Raw genomic sequence first — 20672 nt, forward strand, 5'->3', positions numbered from 1 at the left:
ACAGGTGATTAAAGTGAAAAAATTGTACAGACAGCAGGAAGAAACGCGCTGAATGAATTTGCACCACAGTTTGCACATTTTAATGATGATGTTTTGTTTGGAGAAAACTGGAATAATCAGGATATTGATGTAAAGACAAGATGTATTATAACAGTCACAGCACTTATCGCTTCAGGAATGATTAATACATCTTTAGTACATCATTTTGAAAATGCAAAGCTCATGGAGTGACTCAGAAAGAAATTGCAGCCGTGATTACCCATATAGCATTTTATGCAGGGTGGCCGAAAGGATGGGCGGCATTCAATCTTGCAAAAGATGTCTGGAGTATAGACGAAGGTGATCTTTCATATGAAGATGAAGCAATGAGAGCTCATGCTAAAAAGATGATATTCCCGATTGGAGAGCCAAATGATAAATTTGCACAATATTTTACAGGGAAAAGTTTTTTGGCTCCTGTATCTACGTCACAGGTTGGAATTTTCAATGTGACTTTTGAACCTGGTTGCAGGAATAACTGGCATATTCATCATGCAAAAAGCGGAGGCGGACAGATTCTTATCTGCATTGCAGGACGTGGATACTATCAGGAAGAAGGAAAAGAAGCAGTAGAAATGAAACCTGGAGATTGTGTCAATATTCCGGCAGAAGTAAAACACTGGCATGGAGCAGCACCAGATGAATGGTTTTCACATCTGGCAATTGAAGTACCGGGAGAAAAAACATCATCCGAATGGTGTGAAATAGTAACGGATGAGATATATGGAAAAAGTGTATATTTAAAGCGTAGAAAGCTCCTTCGGGAGCTTTTGGCTGTTTATAAGATAAATTCTGTCGGAGATTTTGACTTAATGATTTGATTTATAAAACTGACAATGATACAATTAGCGTAATTTATAAGAAAGCAGAGAAAATATGAGTGAAAAGTTACTGATTGTTGAAGATGACAAAAAATTAAATGATGGAATTCGTCTGGCTTTAAAAAATGATGCTTATTTCTTTTATCAGTGCAGAACTTTGCAGGAGGCTAGAGAGATCTTGAAAAAGGAAGATATCACATTGGTTTTGTTAGATGTGAACTTGCCGGATGGGAATGGGATTGATTTTGTAAGAGAAATAAGGAAAAACAGTCAGGTGCCGATTATTCTGATTACAGTAAATAACATGGAAGTAGATATTGTAACAGGATTGGAAGCTGGGGCAAATGATTATATTACGAAACCGTTTAGCTTGATGGTTTTGCGTGCAAGAGTGTCTGTGCAGCTTAGAAATAAAGAGGCAACAGCTAATAATTCTATGGAGCTTAATGGATTTGAGTTCTATTTCGATAAAATGGAATTTTTCAAAGATGGAGAACCCATTGAACTTAGTAAGACAGAACAAAAGCTCCTTAGAGTGCTGTGTGAAAACAGAGGAAAAGTATTGAAACGGGAATATCTGATTGACGAGGTATGGCAGGGAGATACAGAGTTTGTGGATGCTCATGCTCTGACTGTTGCAGTCAAACGCCTCAGAGACAAATTAGAAGATGATACGCAGAAGCCTGAATATGTCAAGACGGTTTATGGAATTGGTTATACATGGGCGGTGAATGGATGATAGAAACAATTATGTTGATTGTAGTTATATTTGTCCTGAGCGGAGTTTTTTGGTACAGCTTTTTTTATCAGAAAGAAAAAAAGCTTTTTAACCGGCTGCAGCGAATGCTGGATTGTGCAATAGATGGAGAACTGGAACGGACAGAAATATCAGAAGAAAAGTATTCTGCTCTTGAAAACAGCATGAAACAATATATAGACAGTAGTTTTCTGGCAAAAAGAAATCAACAGGAACAGAAAGAAGTGATACAAAAACTTATTTCAGATATTGCGCATCAGACACTGACTCCCATTTCAAATCTGAAAGTCTATGGAGAAATACTCTCTGAAGTGAGTAATGAAAATCAAGAGGAGATAGCTACCATTTTGGAGCAGACGGAGAAATTGGATTTTCTGATACAATCACTGGTCAAATTATCACGAATGGAGAGCGGAATTATAGCAGTACATCCGGAGGATACTGCTATTGCACAGATGTTTGCATCCGTACAGCAGCAGTTTAATGTAAAAGCAATGGAGAAGGATATTTCCCTGAGTCTATTTGACACGGATTTACATGCTATGTGTGATGCAAAATGGACCGTGGAGGCACTCGGAAATATTGTAGACAATGCGATTAAATACACAGCATGTGGGGGAAATGTTCAGATAAAAGTCGAGCAGTATTCTTTTTTTGTAAAGATTGATATCATTGATGATGGCATCGGAATAGAAAAAGAAGAAATACCAAAGATATTTGGAAGGTTTTATCGGAGTCTGTCAGTGGCAGACCAGCCAGGAGTAGGAATTGGCTTATTCCTTGCAAGAGAGATCATTCAGGCACAAAAGGGGTATATAAAAGTGACATCAAAGAGAGGAAAGGGTTCTACATTTTCTGTGTTTCTTCCGATAGCAAAGAAGGAATAGTATCAAAACTGTGACATTTCAGAAACCAGATGGAGACATTGTTATGATAAAGTCTGTATTGTAAAGATCAATACAGGCTTTTTTGATGGGAGGATGGCATGAATATATTAAAAGCAGTAAATTTACGAAAAATATATGGGCAGGGAGAAACAGAAGTCAGGGCTCTTGATGGTATAAACCTGGAAGTAGAAAAAGGGGAGTTTGTAGCGATTGTTGGAACCTCTGGAAGTGGAAAGTCTACATTGCTTCATATCATTGGTGGTTTGGATAATCCAACATCCGGTCAGGTCATTGTTGACGGACAGAATTTAAGCCATATGCCAGATGAAGAGCTTACTATTTTTAGGCGTAGAAATATTGGATTTGTATTTCAACAGTATAATCTGGTTCCGATGCTGAATGTATGGGAAAATATTGTTCTTCCTGTAAAACTGGATGGAAAAAAGATTGAAAAAGGTTATGTAAATGAAATCATAGATACACTGGGTATTCGGACAAAACTGGGAAATCTTCCAAGTGCACTGTCAGGGGGTCAGCAGCAAAGAGTGGCAATCGCAAGAGCATTAGCGGCAAAACCTGCTATTTTGCTGGCAGATGAACCGACAGGCAATCTGGACTCCAAAACGAGTCAGGATGTATTGGGACTTTTAAAAGTCACCAGTAAGCGTTTTCATCAAACGATTGTAATGATTACTCACAATGAGGAGATTGCCCAGATGGCTGACAGGATTTTACAGATTGAAGACGGAAAAATTGTTTCGGACAGTGGTTTGGTATAGTGAGGGCGATTATATGGTAAAAGTAGAGAATAAAGAAACGTTACGATTATTGACGAAACGTTTTATGAAAATGAACCGAGCAAGAAATATTATTGCCGTTATTGCAATCATGTTGACATCACTGTTATTTACAAGCCTCTTTGTGGGGAGCGTATCCATGATACTTTCCAAAAGAGCAACGGAAATTAAGCAATTTATGGATTCATCCCATGCTATTGCGCAGAATTTGTCAGAAGAAGATGCGGAGAGATTGCAAAAAACAATAGAACAAAGTGATGAGGTGGAACGATATGGAACAGGCATTTTTCTGGGAGCAGGAAGAGATAAACATTTTGGTTTTTCAGTAGAAGTTAGATATGCAGATAAAAATATGGCAGAAAGCTTTAATTGTCTGCCAACTACAGGAAGACTGCCAGAGAAGGAAAATGAAGTAGCAGTCAGCAGCTTGGTACTGGAAGCACTGGGAGTTACACCAAAGATTGGGGAAGAAGTCACGCTGACGTGGGAAGTAAATCCAATGCTGAAACAATACAAAACAGATACATTCCAGATATGTGGATTTTGGCAGGGTGATAAGGCTGTTTTAGGTCAGATGGTCTGGGTATCTGAAGCCTATGCGAAGGAGAATTGTTATCCTGTTACACAGAAAGAATTAGAAAATGGTATCTATAATGGGGGAAAGGAGTATTCTGTCTGGTACAAGAATCTTTGGAATCTGGAAAAGAAAACAGAAAATATATCTAAGACAGCAGGATTTACGAAAGCAGGGACAGGATTGGAGATCAATCCGGCATATAATCTTTTTGAAGAGGATTCATTTTCATTCACTTCCCTTATTGTAATGGTACTGTTTGTGATATTGGCTGGTTACTTAATTATTTATAATATTTTTAATATATCCGTGAAAACGGATATTAGAGCCTACGGATTATTGAAGAACGTGGGAACAACAGGAAAACAATTGAAAAAAATTGTACGTATGCAGGCATGGAAATTGTCAGCAGTGGGGATTCCAATCGGATTGATCTTCGGTTATCTTGCAGGTTTTTGTATGTCGCCGGCTCTGACAGCAGATGCCCAAATCAGTGCACAGGCAGGACAAACTACACAGACAGTAGTATCAGCTAATCCTTTGATTTTTTTTGCAGCAGCTCTTCTGACACTTTTAACGGTGTATTTATCCAGTCTACAGGCTTGTAAAATGGTGGAAAGAGTTTCGCCTGTGGAAGCCCTACATTTGGCAGAAGGAGAGCAGTCACAGAAGAAAATAAAAAAGAATACTTCTGTAACCTGGTGGGGAATGGCAGTTCAAAATGTGTTCCGTAACTGGAAAAAGGGATTGATTGTTATGCTTTCTATCGCTCTTTCTATGGTAGTGGTCAACTGTATTGTGATGTTGGTGCAGGGATATGATTTTGAGTCTTACCAGAATATATTTTTAGCATCTGATTTTCAACTGGATCAGATGACCGACACTTTATCGAATACAAATTTCAACGGTATTACACCTGAAATCAAAGAGATTCTGAATAAGTGTCCGGAAAGTGAGAAAACAGGATATGTGTATTATTCGGAAGAAAGACATAAGATGGAACCGGCACTTTTGAAAACGTGGGAGACATTGGCAGAAAAAAACAAAGAAAACTGGACAGATTATGAAAAGCAAATCTGGGAGGAAACAAAAGCGGATAATACTGTAAAGGTTCATTTCCTCGGAATTAGTGAAGCGGTGTTTGATATGTTAGAATGGAAAGGGGAAAAATGTTCCTGGGATACGTTTAAAAGAGGGGATTATGTGATTGTGGACTATAGTGATAAATATACAGAACAACCAGTTTCTTATTATCAGTCTGGCGAGACTTTTAAAATGGAGTACGGAAACGGAAAGCAGAAAGATTATGGGGTGATCGGAGAAGCTATGATGCCATATTCCCTGGATTATCCGTATGCAGATTCTGTTTATATTACAGTAATGGTCCCAGAAGAAGAGTATATCACCCAGACAGAAAATCAATCAGCAATGTATGCTGCTATTGATGCCAAGAAGGGAGAGGATAAGCAAGTAAAAGAATATATTGATAAAAATGTTTTGAAAGAAAATGATATGATAAATGTTTTTTCTGTATTGGATATGAAGGCGAGCTTTAGGCGGTTTGTCAGTAAATATTATATGATCGGTAGTTTTCTTGTCGTTATTTTAGCCTTTATTGGCATTATGAATTTCTTTAATACAACAGCAACTTCTGTAATTAGCAGAAAAAAAGAACTGGCACTTTTGGAAGTTGTTGGAATGACGAAAAAACAGATATCGAAAATGCTAGTGGCTGAGGGATTCCTATATTTGGGAGGCGCATTTATGATTGCAGTATTGTTAGTTGTGGTTGGAGCAAAGCAGATTTTAATAAATACGCTTGGTACGGCATTTTTCTTCCGGCCGCATCTTACGATAGTGCCATGTGTGCGTATGATTCCAATTTTGGTTGGGATTGCGTATGTGATACCAAAGTATCAGTTTGAAAAGATGAGTCGGGAAAGTGTTGTTGAAAGAATTCGCAAGGAATAGAAACAAGGTATCAAACTTCCTGTTTCCTCTGATATTCAAGTTCCCATGCACGATGGGAGAAAACATGGGATTCAAAATACTGGTTTTATCCTTTTGCACATTCAGTTCTTTCCGTTCCGTAACTTTAGCTTTGAGTTTCTTTTTAACGGTGTTGTATTTGTTCAGTATTGGATTAAAATGATTCATCCAGTCATATTGTGCTTACGTTCTTCATGTACTCTTGTTGTGATTTCATTGTTTTTTATCGTATAATATGGATACTGGAGGTGGTTTGGATGAAATACAAGATTTTAGTTGTCGATGATGATAAAGAATTGGTGAAAATGCTTTGTAGTTATTTTAATATGAAACAATATGAAACCATTACGGCTACAGATGGAATGGAAGCATTAAATAAAATGAAAATGAAACCGGATATTATTTTGTTGGATATCAATATGCCACGCATGGATGGGATTGAAGTATGTCGTCTGATACGCAGTAAAGTGTTATGTCCAATTTTATTTCTGACAGCAAGAGTTGACGAAGATGATAAAATTAATGGGTTGCTTTCAGGTGGGGATGATTATATTACGAAACCATTTAGTCTTCGGGAGTTGGAAGCAAGGATTGTCACAAACATAAAGAGAGAAGAAAGGCATCAACAAAAAACGGAATACCGTTTCATGGATGAAATGCTGATTGATTATTCTGAAAAAATAGTAGCTATAGCTGGACACAAGATGGAGTTCACAAAAATTGAATATCAGATTATTGAATTCTTATCCATGCATCCAGGGCAGGTGTTTGATAAAGAACGTATATATGTACAAGTCTGTGGATATGATGCGGAAGGGGACAGTAGAACGATAACGGAATTAGTACGGCGTATAAGGAAAAAAATAGCGGATTATTCAGAAAAAGAATACATAGAAACTGTATGGGGGATTGGATACCGATGGAAAAAATAAGAAACTTGTCACTGAAAAAAACAATTCTGCTTTATTTTGTGATCAGCTTAACGGCAGCATTTCTGTTATCTGGATTTACAGTTGATTTTGCAAGAAATATGCAGAATAAAATATGGGAAAAATATATTGATTATGCAGATTATACGGACGTGTTTCAGCAATATGGAAAGAAATACGAGATTGAGATATCAAGACCTAATCAATCGCAGATGAATCGTTTGGACTATCATCTTTCGGAAATGTGTGACTTTATGGAAACATATTCGGTACTGATTTTTTCGATTGTTGGGAGTGTTGCTGCGGTATTCTTTTTTTATAAAAATAAGTTAAAGACACCTCTACAGGAACTAAAAGATGCCTCACAAATGATTGCAGATAATGAACTGGATTTTCATGTGTCCTATGAAAATAAAGATGAGATGGGAACTTTGTGTAAAGAATTTGAAATGATGCGAAGTGATTTAGCAGATAACAACAGAAAGATGTGGCGAATGATTGATGACGAGAAGGCTTTGCGGAATGCAATTGCACATGATATACGTTCTCCACTTTCCATATTGCGTGGGTATCAGGAAATGCTCTTAGAGTTTGTTTCTGCTGAGAGTATAAAAACAGAGGATGTTATTGATATCTTACAAACAGGCATGTATCAGATTGACCGTATAGAGCATTTCACGGAAAACATGAGAAAAATGTCCCATTTAGAACAGAGGGAACTGCAATGCTCAGAGATAGAATTATCGGAACTGGCAAAAAAGATTGAGGCAGAAGCTGCCATGCTGTCCAAGAAGGAAAGTAAATTATGTAAGGTAGAAAGAGTGCAGGAACAAAACATTGTGAAAGTGGATGAGGAACTTGTCATGGAAGTGACAGACAATTTACTGGAAAATGCGGTTCGATATGCACAAAAAAGTATTGCTTTGCAGATAAAGAAAAAGGATGGTTTTCTTATAATTTCTGTTGAAGATGATGGAATAGGATTTGTGGATACTGAGGAAAAAGTAACAGAGCCATTTTATCATAAGAATCCACAAGATGATTTAAAGCATTTTGGCCTTGGTATGTATATTTCTCGTATTTTCTGTGAAAAACATGGAGGAAATTTGAAAATATATAATGCCAGACAAGGCGGTGCTCATGTAGAAGCTCTTTTCAAAGCTGAATAAAAATACTTTATAAGGCTGAAATCACAAATAAAGTGGTTTTAGTCTTTTTTGTTGTGAATTTATTGAGAATTGATTTGTATGATGTTGTTAAAGAAATAAAGAAAGGAAGAGATACAATGAAAACAATCATAAAAAGAAGTATACTTGATTATTTAAAGAACCCTGTTTTGTGGATTGGCTTGATTATTATAGTTGCCAGTATGTATCAATGCCTGTCATCGTATTTGCAAATTCATTATATCAAACAGAATGAACAGATCACACAAAATGACGTAGCATTGGAAGATGCTGATGTCATGGATGGCTACATTCCCACATCTGATGATAAAGAAAGAAGAAGGGAGTGGGAAGATACGATCAAAGAGACGTTAATGGACACCTCCAAAAATGGTTTTGGATTTAGCAGGCAGGAAGCGGATGATGTAGTGAAAAAAATTCAGAATATGGATGTAAAGACTGCTTCTGAGTTTTTGGAATCCCAATATGGCTATTATAATGCAATATATGCTTATGAGGACCTTGAAATTCATAAGGGGACAGCAGAAGAAATCAATCATTATATCGAGCGGAAATTATCCGAACATTCTTTTTCCTGGTACTTTGCCAAAAAGTTCACGGATTTTGCAGGATTGCATATGGCCTTTTTTGCAACCGTATTGCTATCATTTTTATTTATTCAGGATACACGAAAAAATACCTATGAATTATTACATACAAAGCCTGTTACGGCAATCCAATACATATGCGGGAAAGTAATAAGCGGATTCATTAGTATGTTGGGCGTATTAGTGATTTTGAATGTTATATTCTTTATGCTGTGTTTGAAAACGTCTTTAGAATCGGGCTTTCCGGTAACACCAATTGATTTTTGCGTGAATTCTCTGATCTATATTGTGCCGAATCTTTTGATGATATGTTGTGTCTATACAATTACAGCATTAATATTTAAAAATCCGCTTCCGGCAGCACCAATCTTGTTTTTACACATTATATATTCAAATATGCTGACCATGAAGAATGATATTTATTATATGAGACCGTTCTCTATTATGGTGCGATTCCCTGGCAGATTTTTTGAAACACATGTAGCCAAAATGTCAAACATAAATCAGATTATTCTTGTAATTTCATCAGTTATATTAGTATGTATTTCTGTTACAATCTGGAAAAGGAGGAGGGTTCATTGAAAACGGAACTAAAAAACTGCCTGTCGTTATATAAGATTTTTTATTCATGTGCATTTATACTGATATTGTGTGCTATTCATCCGATTATATACTATGAAGAAATCGGTTCAGCGATTCAGTCGCCAATAGCATTTTTAACAATTATTTTTTGTAGTGACACATATTTGATGGAAGTAAAAAGTAAGCGTGCCGATGTATTTCATTTGTATAATCAAAAAAAGCAGTTAAAAGTAATATCACAGAGAGTGTGCGTTCAAATATTATATTTATTAATACTTTCCTGTGTTGGATATGTTTTATTTTTCTGGCAAAAACCGGGCAGTGTAAACAAATGCGTTTCGGGTACTCAGACATTCCTTTTGTTTTCCATTGCAATGTTCGGAACCATCTGGCTTTGGAGTATATGCTCTGTGATTTTGTGTACATTGCTTCGAAATATGTGGGCAGGTATTGGATGTTTATTTGGAATTGTCATTGGACTTATATCAAAAGCGGGAAGTTCATTTTTCGGAAATCTGGGATTGTTTTCTTTCAGCTTTTGTGAACCTACTCAATTAATGTCCGAGAGTTGGATTTATGGAACGCTTGTGTCTTTTATAGCAGGGCTGTTTTTATTTGCAGTATTACCAATGGCTTTAAAGAAAAGAGGATAGATTATGAGTATTAGAATAAATGATTTAACAGTTAGATTTAAAAATGGTGTAGTTGCAGTAAATAAGGCATCTCTTGAAATACCTAAGGGAATTTACGGACTTTTGGGTGAGAATGGTGCTGGAAAAACCACTTTGATGAGGGTTCTTACAACTGTTTTAAAACAAACGGAAGGAATGGTTTCCCTTGATGGAATTCTGTATAACGAGGGAAATTATGAGAAAATACAGAAAAAGATTGGTTATCTTCCACAGGAAATCGACTTATATCCGAATCTTACGGTGAAAGAATGTCTTGTATATATGGGGGGACTGTCAGGAGTATCCAGAAATGACCTCGAACAAAGAATTACTTATTATCTGGAAAAGACTTCTCTTACAGAGCATCAGAATAAAAAAATGCGGCAATTATCTGGTGGTATGAAGAGACGTGTCGGACTCATACAGGCACTTCTTAATAATCCGGATTTTTTGATTATTGATGAACCAACAACTGGGTTAGATCCGGAAGAAAGAATTAGGATCCGCAATCTTCTGGTTGATTTTTCAAAGGATAGAACTGTGCTGTTTTCCACTCATGTAGTAGAAGATTTAGCAGCAACCTGTACACAGCTTGCCATTATGAAAAAAGGGAATTTTTTATATTCCGGAAGCGTGAGTGGATTGCTGGAAAATGCAAAGGGCTGTGTTTGGAATTGTACGGTACAAAATGCAGAAGAAGCCCGTTTGTTAGAAGCCAATTATTCTATATCATCTAAGCAGTATGTAGAAAATGGAATTCATATGAAAGTATTAAGCAAAGGAAAGCCAAATGAGAATTGTGTCCTGGATAATGATATCACTTTGGAAGATGCATATATTTATTTGACGAATAGTTGAATATAACGGCGGGCAAGTTGCCCGCCGTAAATTATGCTTATTTTGTTAAAAGACCGGATAGATTTTTTCCAATGCAAAATCCAATCTGTGGATATAACTCTTGGATTTCCTGATATTTTGCTTCAATCATTTCTGGTTCATCAGTCCAGATCTTTTCATATATTTTGAAAGCTCTTTTAAAATGTGTTTTGGCTTGCGGAAGATTGGCAGTCATCAGATAAATGGTTCCAAGGGTTTCCTGTACTTTGGCATAATCCAGACAGTCATCGGAATGGTATTCCTTGATGATGCTGGATAATTTTTGCAATTCGGAGATTCCTCTTTCGGATTTCTATTCAATGTGGTTTTCCGGCAGGTTCTGTAAAATAAGCTCAGATCAAACAATAACGGGAGGAGCTTATGCAACAGAATATTGAATTTGAGCGGTGCATTGATTTTCTAGTACGGATGATTGATAAGTACGGCGATGAAGTCCTCCGGGAGTTGGAGGAAGAAAAACAGAATAAGGAAGAAAAAACAGCATAGAATACTTCTGAGCGGGTATGGCTAAGAATGTTTTGGCGTATTGACAGGACATTTAAAATGACGTATACTAAGCTCAGTGATCGTTCTGTAGAAACTTGCGAAGCCTACAGGCGGGGGAGAGCCTGCGGGTCTCTCCCTCTTTTGTTTTAAGGAGAAATGATATGCAGACACCGAAAAAATTCTCTTCTTTTAGTGACCAGGTTTCTTGGATCAGTGATGAAAAGGGAATAAAAATAAAAGACAGAGAATATGCGGAAGAGATGTTACGTCAAATAGGATATTTTCCTCTTATGGGAGGATATAAACATCTTTTTAGAATATCGAATACAAAGAAATATAAAGTAGGAACAAGTTTTGAAGAAATAGTCAGTCTGTATAAGTTTGATGCAGAGCTTAGAGAGTTGTTCTTTAAATATTTACTGCAGATTGAGCGACAGATGCGTTCTTTGATGTCATACTATTTTACTGAAATGTATGGAGCAGAGCAGAAGCAGTACCTGGATGCTAATAATTATAATAATACAAAAAGAAATCATGCAACAATCGTAAAGTTGATAGCGACCTTGAAACGGGCAACAACGACCACAGATTATACATATATCAACTATTACCGCAAGACATATGGTGAAATTCCATTATGGGTTTTGGCAAATGTACTTACGTTTGGAAACTTATCAAAAATGTTCCGAATGTTTCCGCAGTCCTTAAAATCAAAAGTATCAAAAAACTTTGAACCTTTGAATCAGCATCAGATGGAACAGTTTCTATCTGTTCTCACTAAGTATAGGAATGTATGTGCCCATGGGGAACGACTGTTTACATACAGAACAGTAGATGCTATTGCGGATACACCGCTTCATAAAAAACTTTCATTACCACAGAGCGGTAATCAGTACGAAAAAGGAAAACAAGATTTGTTTGCTGTGGTGATTGCTTTTAGATATCTATTACCTGGAAAAGATTTTCTGGAATTTAAAAGAAAGCTCATAAAAGAGATTGACCGAGTAAACAGAGAAGTAGAGCATATAAGTGAAGTTGAATTATTGAATAAAATGGGTTTCCCGAAAAATTGGAAAAATATTACCAGATACCATTTAAATTAAAGAAATATCCTCTAAGAGATAGTGAAACTTTCTGTTCTGTCTGCGGTGGCAGAGATTGAACGAGAGAATAGCCTTGTTCAAACAATGGAAGGCCGTAAGCAGAAAGCCAGGGAAGGAAAATGGAACGGCGGGTTTGCACCATATGGTTATGAATTGGTAAATGGAGAATTGCAGATCGCAGAGGACGAAGCAGAGATTATTCGTCTGATTTATGACAAATTTATTCATACTAATATGGGAATCTCTGCGATTGCTGCATGGCTGAACCAGCATGGATATAAAAAGAAAAAGCGACAAAATAACACACTGGACGCATTTGCTTCTTCCTTTATAAAAGGCGTTCTGGATAATCCGGTATACTGCGGAAAGTTGGCTTATGGACGAAGGAAGAACGAGAAAGTTTCTGGAACAAGAAATGAATATCGCATTGTAAAACAGGAAAATTATATGCTGCACGATGGTATCCATGAAGGGATTATTTCAGAAACAGACTGGGAGTTGGCTCATCAAAAACGAGAAAAAACAGGTGTGAAATATGAAAAGACACATAGTCTCGATCATGAGCATATTTTATCTGGAATATTGAGATGCCCGTTATGTGGAAGCGGTATGTATGGGAACGTGAATCGAAAGAAAAAGAAAGACGGAACTTTATATAAGGATTATTTCTATTATGCCTGCAAACATCGTCGCCTTGTAGATGGTCATAAATGTGGATATCGTAAACAATGGAGCGAAGAGAAGATTAACAATGCAGTGGAAGAGGTCATTCGGAAACTGGTGAAGAATCCTAAATTTGAAGAAGCCATTCTGAATAAAATCGGCTCAAGAATAGATACAGAAGAAATAGAAAAAGAGATTGAAAGACTGGAAAAACAGCACAGGCAGCTGACCGGAGCAAAAGCAAGACTTGGACAGCAGATGGATAGCCTGGACATCATGGATAAATTTTATGAAAAGAAATATCAGGATATGGAGACACGCTTATATCGTCTGTATGATGAAATTGAAGGCGTGGAGAACAGTATAGAAGAAGTTAAGAATCGCCTGCTGAATATCCGGCAACAGAAAATATTAGAAGAAAACGTCTATCAAGTTCTTTTGTATTTTGATAAACTATATGATAAGTTCACCGACCTGGAGAAGAAAGAATTTCTTAACAGTTTTGTAGAACAGGTGGATATTTATGAGCAGGAGCAGCCAGATGGCAGATTTCTGAAGCACATAAAGTTCCGTTTTCCGGTGTATTTCGGAGACCGGGAGACACAGGAACTTTGTTGGGACAATGAAAGTACCGTTGAGACAATCTGTCAGCTGGTGAAAGTTGAAAAAAATATTTAGAGAGTGCATAAAAGTCGGAGAAAGTGTCTGTAAGACAGACATTCTCCGGCTTTTTGCCGATATCCATGTATATGAACTATGCATTTAGAGGAAGCTGTTGGATATCAGGAGGTAGGGACCTCGTAGCTGACATCTACTTCATTCCACTGCACCCATACGGAAGTTCTGGCACCATCATTTGAACTAAAGGAATGGATCTCGCACAGGGACCAGAGTTTGGTGATCGGATTCTGCTGACGGATTGTGAGACAATGTGATTCCTGCGACTGTGTATACATCAGATCGTCAAGTACCGTCCGTGTAGATTAGGAACGCTGATATCAGAGGCATCTTTTGCGTGGCTTTCCTCAAAATTCACACGAAATCAGATTATAACTGCAGCTACCATCATTACAGTCATAGGGTATATGCTTTTTGTGAGTGTAGGCTACATTTTACCAAAGAGTATTGTTTTACTGAATATCATCGGTTTCCTGATCTTCTTTTCGCAGGGAGCATTCAATATGACGATGATTGTCATGTTAAATAATACCATAGAGTATGATGAAGTCCGGTTTCATGAACGATATGACAGTATTATCTCAGCAGTAAGATCTTTTGCAACAAAGCTGGCCAGTGCAGTTGATCAGGCGGTTGTTGCGTTGATACTGATTATAAGCAATATCTATGCAATCAGTCAGAAAAATATTATTGACGAACGTAAGTATGAAGAACTGGTAGCGGAAATAAAAAGCACAAATAAAAAATGATTCAATAATAAAGCGGAGCAATAGAATGAAAAAAATGAGCAGTTTTAAATACTAGAAACAGATATACAAGAAGAAATAATCTGTTATTGGCCAGAAAAATATGATTATTCAGTTATATCGCCGGGAGATAATATAAAAGTTTATTATAGTGGCGAAATTTGGAAAATGAGTCTTGCACGAATAAAAAATGTAAAAGAGATTGAAAAATAATATCCTTGCAAACAGGAAAGAGCGAATATAAAGAAAAAATTTTATTGATTTTTTACAGAAATTGAATATAATATAGTTGAACAAAGAGATTTGTTTAATTTGAAGTGCGTTGCTACTTTGAGTGCAAGCCTTTAATTTAAGTACTTCACTACTTTGAATGTGAACCTTTAATTTAAGTGCTTCGCAGCTTTGAATGCGAACCGTTAATTATCAGGGAGATAAGTGTTTATCTCCCTGTTTTGCTTTGCTACGGAGGATAAATATGGATTTTTATCATATAAATGAGAAATACAATCAGTTTCTGTAAAATTATGAAAAAGAGAAAAGAGGAGTTACAAAAGTACCGAATATCAGATATACAGATCGTAATAAATTTGCTTTTGGTGCGGTTATGCAGATAAATGGAATGAACTATTATGTGTCTGTATCTTCTTTTGATAAGAAGCAGGAAGCGAACATTTTAATTCGTGTACCTGGAGATAAAAAAGAGGTAAAAGGTTCATTAAGATTTAATTATATGGTTCCGGTTCCGGATGAGCATTGAAAAACTTGTAATTAAAGATATTAAAGATGAAAAGTATCGTATGCTGTTAAATAAAGAATATCAGTTTTGTATGGACAATGCTGAACGGATTCAGAAAAAGGCAAATAAGATATATGAGATGGTTACAACAAATCGTAAGCAGATATTAACAGATAACAGTTGTGCATTTAGTATTTTAGAAGCGGGATATCAGGAGTATATTGCAACTGTTTTAAAGAAGAATCTTTAATTAAATGTATTTATAACATATTGAAAAATACAGTATATAAAACATAAAAAATCACAAACCCAGATTTCCCCACACCTCTCACAAACTCAAGTGATGTGTCCAACGGGGAGATTATTTTATTGACAAAAAGAAGGAATCCCCCATGAACCAACAAGAAATATTCACATACATCCAAAAGCAATACCCCACCCACCCGAAAGAACAACTTTCATGGAGGTTCAGGTAGAGCTGGACATGATAGGTAACTACAGCGAAATGTAGCACCTGTCATTGTGATCGAGCGTGATCTGGATGTGGTGAAGAATGCAGATTACATGATTGATATGGGCCCGGGAGGTGGAGATGCCGGGGGAACGATTGTAGCAGCAGGCACGCCAGAGGATATTATGGCGTCAGAACAGAGCATAACCGAAAAATATCTGAAAACAGAAAGAGGATAAAAATTACATGAGAACATATAAAATACGTTTATTAAAATGCAGCGGAAAAGACCAGAAGATATCCGCTTATCTGCAGCTTCTGACAGGCCTCGATAAAGTGATGGCTAACCGCATCGTATCGAACCTTCCAGCTACACTGTTTGATAATCTGGACGAAGAAGGCATGGAATATTTTAAAGAGGCGTTTGATTTTTATGAAGTAGAATACGAGATCACACCACTGGAAGAAACATGTGAGGTGTGCTGCTATCCATCCAGACAGGTCATTGTACTTGGGAGAATTGTAGAATATTATGGTCAGAGAAATGGCTTCTTACAGCTTGCGAAAAAATATAATTTTGAAACGAAGGAAGACCTGTCTATGGCACCATTTCTGATTCGGGATGGTATGGATGCGGAGAAAGCCGTTAAGCTTCAGCAGGAACTGACCAACATCGGAATCCGTTCACAGGTTATCCGCAGCGGAAGTCCGGTGACAGAAAGAAAGCGGAAAAAATTCTTTCAGAGATTGCTCTCTTCGGAAGTATGATCTATAATGAGCGGTGCATGTTTTCTTGTAAAGAGAAAATCATACTGAAAAAGGAAGGACATTGAGAAAGAATGAAAGATTTAACGAAGGGAAAGCCCTCGGCACTGATACTAAGTTTCGCATTACCGATATTTTTAGGAAACTTATTACAGCTGACCTACAGTCTGGTAGATACCAGGATTGTCGGCTCATTTCTGGGAGAAGATGCACTGGCAGCAGTAGGTGCGACTAGCACACTGAGCGGTCTGATTATCGGATTTTTACTGGGATTATCCAACGGATTTGCGATTATTACCGCACAGAAATTTGGTGCGAAGAACATCGCAGATATGAAAAAGTCCTTTGCAATGTCGCTTGTGATCGGGACTGGAATATCCATTTTATTTACGATAGCAGGACTGCTATTTTTGAAACCGATCTTACATTTCTTAAATGTGCCAAAGCATCTGGTTCCGGTGGCGAAAGGATATATCGCGATCATCATAGCAGGACTGCTTGCAACATTTTTATATGATGCCTGTGCGGCGACGCTTCGTGCAATCGGAGATGCAGTAACACCATTGATCATTCTGGCGATATCTGTAGCACTGAATATCGTGGGGGATCTGTTCTTCGTTGTGGTATTGAAGACTGGCGTAAAAGGAGCAGCAATTGCAACTGTACTGGCACAGATCATTGCATTTGTGATCTGCTGGATCTATATGATCAGAAAATATGAGATATTAAGGCTTCAGAAAGAGGAATTTAAAGATACAAGTCCAATCATGGTAAAAGAGATGATAAGTGCCGGAATGTCGATGGGATTTATGAGTTCTCTGGTTAATATCGGTACTTTGACATTACAGACGGCGATCAATAAGCTTGGAAAAGACATTATCATTGCCCATACAGCGGCGAGAAAGATCACGGAGATATTCATGATCATGTTCAGTGTATTCGGACAGACGATGGCAACTTACTGTGGACAGAACATGGGAGCAGGGAAGATCGACCGTGTGAAGAGAGGCATCTGGCTGGCGATTGTCTACACTGCGATCTGGTCAGGACTTACGATCATTGCAAGTTATACGATCGGAGGATGGCTGGTATATCTGGTAACCGGAAGTCATAATAAGACAGTAATCTTAAATGCAACAAATTATCTGAAGTTTGATACGCTGTTTTATATTGTGACTACCTTGATCTGTATTTTAAGAAATGCGATGCAGGGATTAGGGGATCATATTACACCACTGATCTCCAGCGGCCTTGAGATGGCAGGGAAGATTGTGATTGCGGCCACTCTGGTTCCGTGGCTTGGATATACGGGTGTGATCATCTGTGAACCGATTGTGTGGTTCATTATGGTAATCCCGCTTTTGATCCAGACATTCCGGATGCCGGTACTCAGGACAGAAAAGACAGATGGAAAAATATAGAGGGAAAATATAAAAAATATAAATAATAAGAAAAATCAATTTGAGAGGATAAGATAGATGGAGATACATATTCTTGATATAATCCAGAATTTAAGAACGCCAATAGGAGATGTGGTTGTTCCGCTCATTACCAGACTTGGAGATGCGGGAATCATATGGATCATTCTGACGGTATTATTACTGATCATTCCGAAGACAAGAAAGACAGGGGTGATCATGATGGCGGCATTGCTGGTGGATGTGCTGCTCTGCAATGTGCTCATAAAGAATCTGGTGGCAAGAACCAGACCATTCGATGTCAATACAGCAGTACAATTATTGGTCGCAAAGCCGCGGGATTACTCTTTCCCGTCGGGACACACGGCGGCTTCATTTGCTTCGGTTACGGCATTGTATCTTGCCGGAGAGAAGAAGATGTGGAAAGCGGCTCTTGTACTTGCGGTTCTGATCGCATTATCAAGATTGTACTTGTATGTGCATTATCCAACGGACATCATTGGTGGTGTGGTATTCGGAAGCCTTTCCGGATATCTGGGCTATAAGATTGTGGAATGGATACAGAAGAAAAAGATAAAATAGAGATAGAAAAAAAGAGCAGGGCAGGCAGCATTATGCTGTCTGCCTTGCTCTTTTATTGACTACCAGTGCAATACAAAAGATCGCAGCGGCAAAAAGTAACTGGATTCCATAGTTGCGGTATAAGAGTTGTTTCTGTGCCTGAGTGAGAACAGCAGAGTTATTCAGCAGATTGTTACTGATCTCATACCAGTAGACCGGAAGGAAATGAGCCACAGTTTTCACGCCTTTTCCCATGATATCAAGTGGAACGAATACGCCGCACAGGAAGCTCATGCCAAGTGTGACAACATTTACGAGGGCGGTCAGGATATCTTCTTTGGTGATAAATGTACCAAGAAGGAAGGAAAGAGCAAGACCGACCAGAAGCAGGGTCAGACTGTTGAGTATATAATATGGCATCTTTGGCGACTGGAAAAATGCTTTCCGGTAAAAGAAGAAAGCAGGGATCCATGTTGTAAGCATCCAGACGGAGCATCCGACTGCCAGATATCCCAGTGCAAGCTGCAGGTTCTGGCTTCTGATGGACACAGCCGAGCAAAGGATTCGCTTTTGCAGATCCGGCTGATGGAATGCGATCATGATCAGTCCCATTACATAGCACAGTATGGAGATTAACACATATGGCAGATACTGATACATGTAACCATAACCCGGCGTCTTTTCGGAAGAAGCAGATTTTAACATTGTAACATGAGAAGAACTGTCTGTATGTTTCAGAATATATGCAGCTGCCTCTTTATCGGAATAACCACTGTCTGTCAGGACACGTGCCTGATTCAGATAGGTGTTGATCTGTTGATCGACGTAGTACCCGTCTGTGCTTCCTGGAATCTTGGATACTGGCAATGCCTGATGTTCACGGAGACAGGAGACTTTAAAATCTTTCGGAATGGTCACGATATAAGAGACATTCCGGTTAAAGAGTGCGTCCTGGAGTTTCGCAGTGTCATCCGGCATTTGCCTGATGGTATGATACTGTGATAGATATGTGGAAAGCCCTTTGGAAAGTACGCCCCCATCATGATCTACCACACCTACCGTGAGTGCTTGGGCATGGAACCCGGTGCCGGAAGTATTGCTGTCGCTGCCGGAGGCAAGGATTCCGATCGTAAGGAAGATTGCCAGATACATGAATACCATCAGGAGATTGCGTTTGGTTATGATTAAAAATCCTTTAAATACTGTCATAACGTTCCCTCCTTATCATAAGAAATGAGAAGCTGATACAAAGCAGACACATGATTACAAGAATCAGGATACACCTGCGGTAGCGGACAGCATCATCATAGACACTGAGGCAGTAGAATGCATCACTCAGTACACTGGCAGGATTGATCCGGTTGATGACCGGGCAGTGCTGTTCGATCACATTTTTCATTCCACCGAACATCAGGCCTGCAAGGAAACTCGGTAACAGTGTAACGAGGACACCGATTCCGGATTTGACACTGTAGGACAGTTTGCCGGCGCATCCGATCAGAATTCCGAGACAGATACCGATCAGGGTTCCCATGAATGTAATGAGAAGAAGTTTCGGAATGTCATGCCCAAGGCTGATATGAAGTACCTGGGTAAGGTAAAGCTCCAGGATCAGGATGTTGACGAAATGAATACTTTCCAGTACCAGCAGATCGCCGAGAATCAGGGAAAGTTTGTGGGTCGGTGTGATGCTGCGCCGTTCTCCGAGTGCACTTAAGTTCGCCTGAAGCTGAACCGTGGAATGGATGCTTAAGTAGACTCCGCTTAAGCAGGCAAATGCGATCAGTGCGAGAAAATAAGTCAGTGTCGGATCTAAGGAATGTCTGCCTAAGGACTTTTCTTTCACCAGTGTCTGATAGTCGTTCAGAGAGGCAAGGGCGTCCGAAAGCTTTTCCGGATGCTGTGTGGCAATATCCCGGATCATGTCAGCATTCTTTTCATAGCTGTCCAGAAGGGAAGACAGAATGCTCTGGTTAATGCCATTGGAAGCAATGGTAAGGGAAGGAACCGACTTCACGTAATAGATGCCGGATATTTCCTCCCGCCGGAGCGCTTTTTTGGCAGCTTTTTCTGTCTTGTAAGAATGGATATCGATCATGTCCTGATCCGTTTCATTCAGAAATGTCAGGAAAGATGCTGCATTTGCGGAACTGCTTTCCACTGTGACGATGGCAACAGGAACCGGTTCCCAGTCGGTCTCTCCGGTTCCTGCAAGACCGGTATTTCCAAAGGACACATAGAACAGGGTTCCAAGGATGAGCGGAAATGCGAGAGCCCAGAACATGATAGAGCGGGAACGTATTGTCTGTAAGAACTGATATTTTAATAAATGTAACATAAAGTGTCCC

Annotated in this window: 20 protein-coding genes and 3 pseudogenes; 20 read left to right on the forward strand and 3 right to left on the reverse strand. The window is 38.5% G+C overall.

Features of this window, described 5'->3' with window-relative positions; all coding sequences use genetic code 11:
• Window positions 1–21: 21 nt before the first annotated feature.
• From NCY30_RS15275 to NCY30_RS00380, 10 genes and pseudogenes are all read left to right on the forward strand, one after another.
• Window positions 22–770, forward strand: a pseudogene (locus NCY30_RS15275) (carboxymuconolactone decarboxylase family protein); the annotation flags it as partial.
• 145 nt (window positions 771–915) lie between these two features.
• On the forward strand, window positions 916–1599 hold the full coding sequence (locus NCY30_RS00340; RefSeq protein ID WP_250818364.1) for a response regulator transcription factor: 684 nt from the start codon (window positions 916–918) through the stop codon (window positions 1597–1599).
• Window positions 1596–2504: a sensor histidine kinase gene (locus tag NCY30_RS00345; RefSeq protein ID WP_250818365.1), complete on the forward strand. Its 909-nt coding sequence runs from the start codon at window positions 1596–1598 to the stop codon at window positions 2502–2504. Before NCY30_RS00340 ends, NCY30_RS00345 begins: the two co-directional genes overlap by 4 nt.
• 98 nt (window positions 2505–2602) lie before the next feature.
• Complete coding sequence (locus NCY30_RS00350) at window positions 2603–3283, forward strand: ABC transporter ATP-binding protein (protein WP_250818366.1); 681 nt, start codon at window positions 2603–2605, stop codon at window positions 3281–3283.
• Between the two features lie 13 nt (window positions 3284–3296).
• Window positions 3297–5846 (forward strand): ABC transporter permease, encoded by a 2550-nt coding sequence (locus NCY30_RS00355; protein ID WP_250818367.1) that lies wholly within the window; start codon window positions 3297–3299, stop codon window positions 5844–5846.
• Between the two features lie 275 nt (window positions 5847–6121).
• The gene (locus NCY30_RS00360; RefSeq protein WP_250818368.1) at window positions 6122–6796 is read left to right on the forward strand and encodes a response regulator transcription factor; all 675 of its coding nucleotides are present in this window, start codon (window positions 6122–6124) and stop codon (window positions 6794–6796) included.
• Window positions 6784–7962 (forward strand): HAMP domain-containing sensor histidine kinase, encoded by a 1179-nt coding sequence (locus tag NCY30_RS00365; RefSeq protein WP_334303052.1) that lies wholly within the window; start codon window positions 6784–6786, stop codon window positions 7960–7962. The genes NCY30_RS00360 and NCY30_RS00365 overlap by 13 nt, the downstream gene beginning before the upstream one ends.
• A gap of 116 nt (window positions 7963–8078) precedes the next feature.
• Window positions 8079–9149: an ABC transporter permease subunit gene (locus tag NCY30_RS00370; protein WP_250818369.1), complete on the forward strand. Its 1071-nt coding sequence runs from the start codon at window positions 8079–8081 to the stop codon at window positions 9147–9149.
• Window positions 9146–9802: a transporter gene (locus NCY30_RS00375; RefSeq protein WP_250818370.1), complete on the forward strand. Its 657-nt coding sequence runs from the start codon at window positions 9146–9148 to the stop codon at window positions 9800–9802. Before NCY30_RS00370 ends, NCY30_RS00375 begins: the two co-directional genes overlap by 4 nt.
• A 3-nt stretch (window positions 9803–9805) precedes the next feature.
• On the forward strand, window positions 9806–10678 hold the full coding sequence (locus tag NCY30_RS00380) for an ATP-binding cassette domain-containing protein (RefSeq protein ID WP_195370817.1): 873 nt from the start codon (window positions 9806–9808) through the stop codon (window positions 10676–10678).
• 37 nt (window positions 10679–10715) lie between these two features.
• Here NCY30_RS00380 and NCY30_RS00385 read toward each other — a convergent pair.
• Window positions 10716–11003, reverse strand: a pseudogene (locus tag NCY30_RS00385) (tetratricopeptide repeat protein); the annotation flags it as partial.
• Between the two features lie 74 nt (window positions 11004–11077).
• Here NCY30_RS00385 and NCY30_RS15025 point away from each other — a divergent pair.
• The 10 genes and pseudogenes from NCY30_RS15025 (at window position 11078) to NCY30_RS00430 (ending at window position 18345) form a co-directional block, all read left to right on the forward strand.
• On the forward strand, window positions 11078–11203 hold the full coding sequence (locus tag NCY30_RS15025) for a hypothetical protein (protein ID WP_284709541.1): 126 nt from the start codon (window positions 11078–11080) through the stop codon (window positions 11201–11203).
• 161 nt (window positions 11204–11364) lie between these two features.
• Window positions 11365–12306: an Abi family protein gene (locus NCY30_RS00390; protein ID WP_250818372.1), complete on the forward strand. Its 942-nt coding sequence runs from the start codon at window positions 11365–11367 to the stop codon at window positions 12304–12306.
• A gap of 27 nt (window positions 12307–12333) precedes the next feature.
• Window positions 12334–13647, forward strand: a pseudogene (locus NCY30_RS00395) (recombinase family protein); the annotation flags it as partial.
• Between the two features lie 317 nt (window positions 13648–13964).
• Entirely contained in the window at window positions 13965–14396 is a 432-nt protein-coding gene (locus NCY30_RS00400) for an MFS transporter (protein WP_331476438.1), read from the forward strand.
• Window positions 14397–14997: 601 nt separating this feature from the next.
• The gene (locus NCY30_RS00405) at window positions 14998–15150 is read left to right on the forward strand and encodes a type III toxin-antitoxin system ToxN/AbiQ family toxin (protein ID WP_250818374.1); all 153 of its coding nucleotides are present in this window, start codon (window positions 14998–15000) and stop codon (window positions 15148–15150) included.
• Window positions 15140–15379 carry a type III toxin-antitoxin system ToxN/AbiQ family toxin gene (locus tag NCY30_RS00410; protein WP_250818375.1) on the forward strand — a complete coding sequence of 80 codons (240 nt, stop codon included), beginning with the start codon at window positions 15140–15142 and terminating at the stop codon, window positions 15377–15379. Before NCY30_RS00405 ends, NCY30_RS00410 begins: the two co-directional genes overlap by 11 nt.
• 272 nt (window positions 15380–15651) lie before the next feature.
• Window positions 15652–15819, forward strand: coding sequence for an excinuclease ABC, A subunit (locus tag NCY30_RS00415; protein WP_250818376.1), 168 nt, complete (start codon window positions 15652–15654; stop codon window positions 15817–15819).
• A gap of 7 nt (window positions 15820–15826) precedes the next feature.
• The gene (locus NCY30_RS00420; protein WP_250818377.1) at window positions 15827–16348 is read left to right on the forward strand and encodes a hypothetical protein; all 522 of its coding nucleotides are present in this window, start codon (window positions 15827–15829) and stop codon (window positions 16346–16348) included.
• Between the two features lie 71 nt (window positions 16349–16419).
• Complete coding sequence (locus tag NCY30_RS00425; RefSeq protein ID WP_250818378.1) at window positions 16420–17766, forward strand: MATE family efflux transporter; 1347 nt, start codon at window positions 16420–16422, stop codon at window positions 17764–17766.
• Between the two features lie 57 nt (window positions 17767–17823).
• The gene (locus tag NCY30_RS00430; RefSeq protein WP_250818379.1) at window positions 17824–18345 is read left to right on the forward strand and encodes a phosphatase PAP2 family protein; all 522 of its coding nucleotides are present in this window, start codon (window positions 17824–17826) and stop codon (window positions 18343–18345) included.
• Between the two features lie 30 nt (window positions 18346–18375).
• Here the strand turns inward: NCY30_RS00430 and NCY30_RS00435 are convergent, their stop codons facing one another.
• Window positions 18376–19533, reverse strand: a complete 1158-nt coding sequence (locus NCY30_RS00435; RefSeq protein WP_250818380.1) for an ABC transporter permease — start codon at window positions 19531–19533, stop codon at window positions 18376–18378.
• Window positions 19520–20662 (reverse strand): ABC transporter permease, encoded by a 1143-nt coding sequence (locus NCY30_RS00440; protein ID WP_250818381.1) that lies wholly within the window; start codon window positions 20660–20662, stop codon window positions 19520–19522. Before NCY30_RS00440 ends, NCY30_RS00435 begins: the two co-directional genes overlap by 14 nt.
• Window positions 20663–20672 lie beyond the last annotated feature (10 nt).

The organism is Dorea sp. MB18-49 (assembly GCF_023669465.1).
GTDB classification, from domain to species: domain Bacteria; phylum Bacillota; class Clostridia; order Lachnospirales; family Lachnospiraceae; genus Dorea_A; species Dorea_A longicatena.

Coding starts and splice junctions, on each gene's coding strand:
- NCY30_RS00340 (WP_250818364.1), top strand. CDS start 916: ATGAGTGAAAAGTTACTGATTGTTGAAGATGACAAAAAATTAAATGAT.
- NCY30_RS00345 (WP_250818365.1), top strand. CDS start 1,596: ATGATAGAAACAATTATGTTGATTGTAGTTATATTTGTCCTGAGCGGA.
- NCY30_RS00350 (WP_250818366.1), top strand. CDS start 2,603: ATGAATATATTAAAAGCAGTAAATTTACGAAAAATATATGGGCAGGGA.
- NCY30_RS00355 (WP_250818367.1), top strand. CDS start 3,297: ATGGTAAAAGTAGAGAATAAAGAAACGTTACGATTATTGACGAAACGT.
- NCY30_RS00360 (WP_250818368.1), top strand. CDS start 6,122: ATGAAATACAAGATTTTAGTTGTCGATGATGATAAAGAATTGGTGAAA.
- NCY30_RS00365 (WP_334303052.1), top strand. CDS start 6,784: ATGGAAAAAATAAGAAACTTGTCACTGAAAAAAACAATTCTGCTTTAT.
- NCY30_RS00370 (WP_250818369.1), top strand. CDS start 8,079: ATGAAAACAATCATAAAAAGAAGTATACTTGATTATTTAAAGAACCCT.
- NCY30_RS00380 (WP_195370817.1), top strand. CDS start 9,806: ATGAGTATTAGAATAAATGATTTAACAGTTAGATTTAAAAATGGTGTA.
- NCY30_RS15025 (WP_284709541.1), top strand. CDS start 11,078: ATGCAACAGAATATTGAATTTGAGCGGTGCATTGATTTTCTAGTACGG.
- NCY30_RS00390 (WP_250818372.1), top strand. CDS start 11,365: ATGCAGACACCGAAAAAATTCTCTTCTTTTAGTGACCAGGTTTCTTGG.
- NCY30_RS00405 (WP_250818374.1), top strand. CDS start 14,998: ATGCAGATAAATGGAATGAACTATTATGTGTCTGTATCTTCTTTTGAT.
- NCY30_RS00410 (WP_250818375.1), top strand. CDS start 15,140: ATGAGCATTGAAAAACTTGTAATTAAAGATATTAAAGATGAAAAGTAT.
- NCY30_RS00420 (WP_250818377.1), top strand. CDS start 15,827: ATGAGAACATATAAAATACGTTTATTAAAATGCAGCGGAAAAGACCAG.
- NCY30_RS00425 (WP_250818378.1), top strand. CDS start 16,420: ATGAAAGATTTAACGAAGGGAAAGCCCTCGGCACTGATACTAAGTTTC.
- NCY30_RS00430 (WP_250818379.1), top strand. CDS start 17,824: ATGGAGATACATATTCTTGATATAATCCAGAATTTAAGAACGCCAATA.
- NCY30_RS00435 (WP_250818380.1), bottom strand. CDS start 19,533: ATGACAGTATTTAAAGGATTTTTAATCATAACCAAACGCAATCTCCTG.
- NCY30_RS00440 (WP_250818381.1), bottom strand. CDS start 20,662: ATGTTACATTTATTAAAATATCAGTTCTTACAGACAATACGTTCCCGC.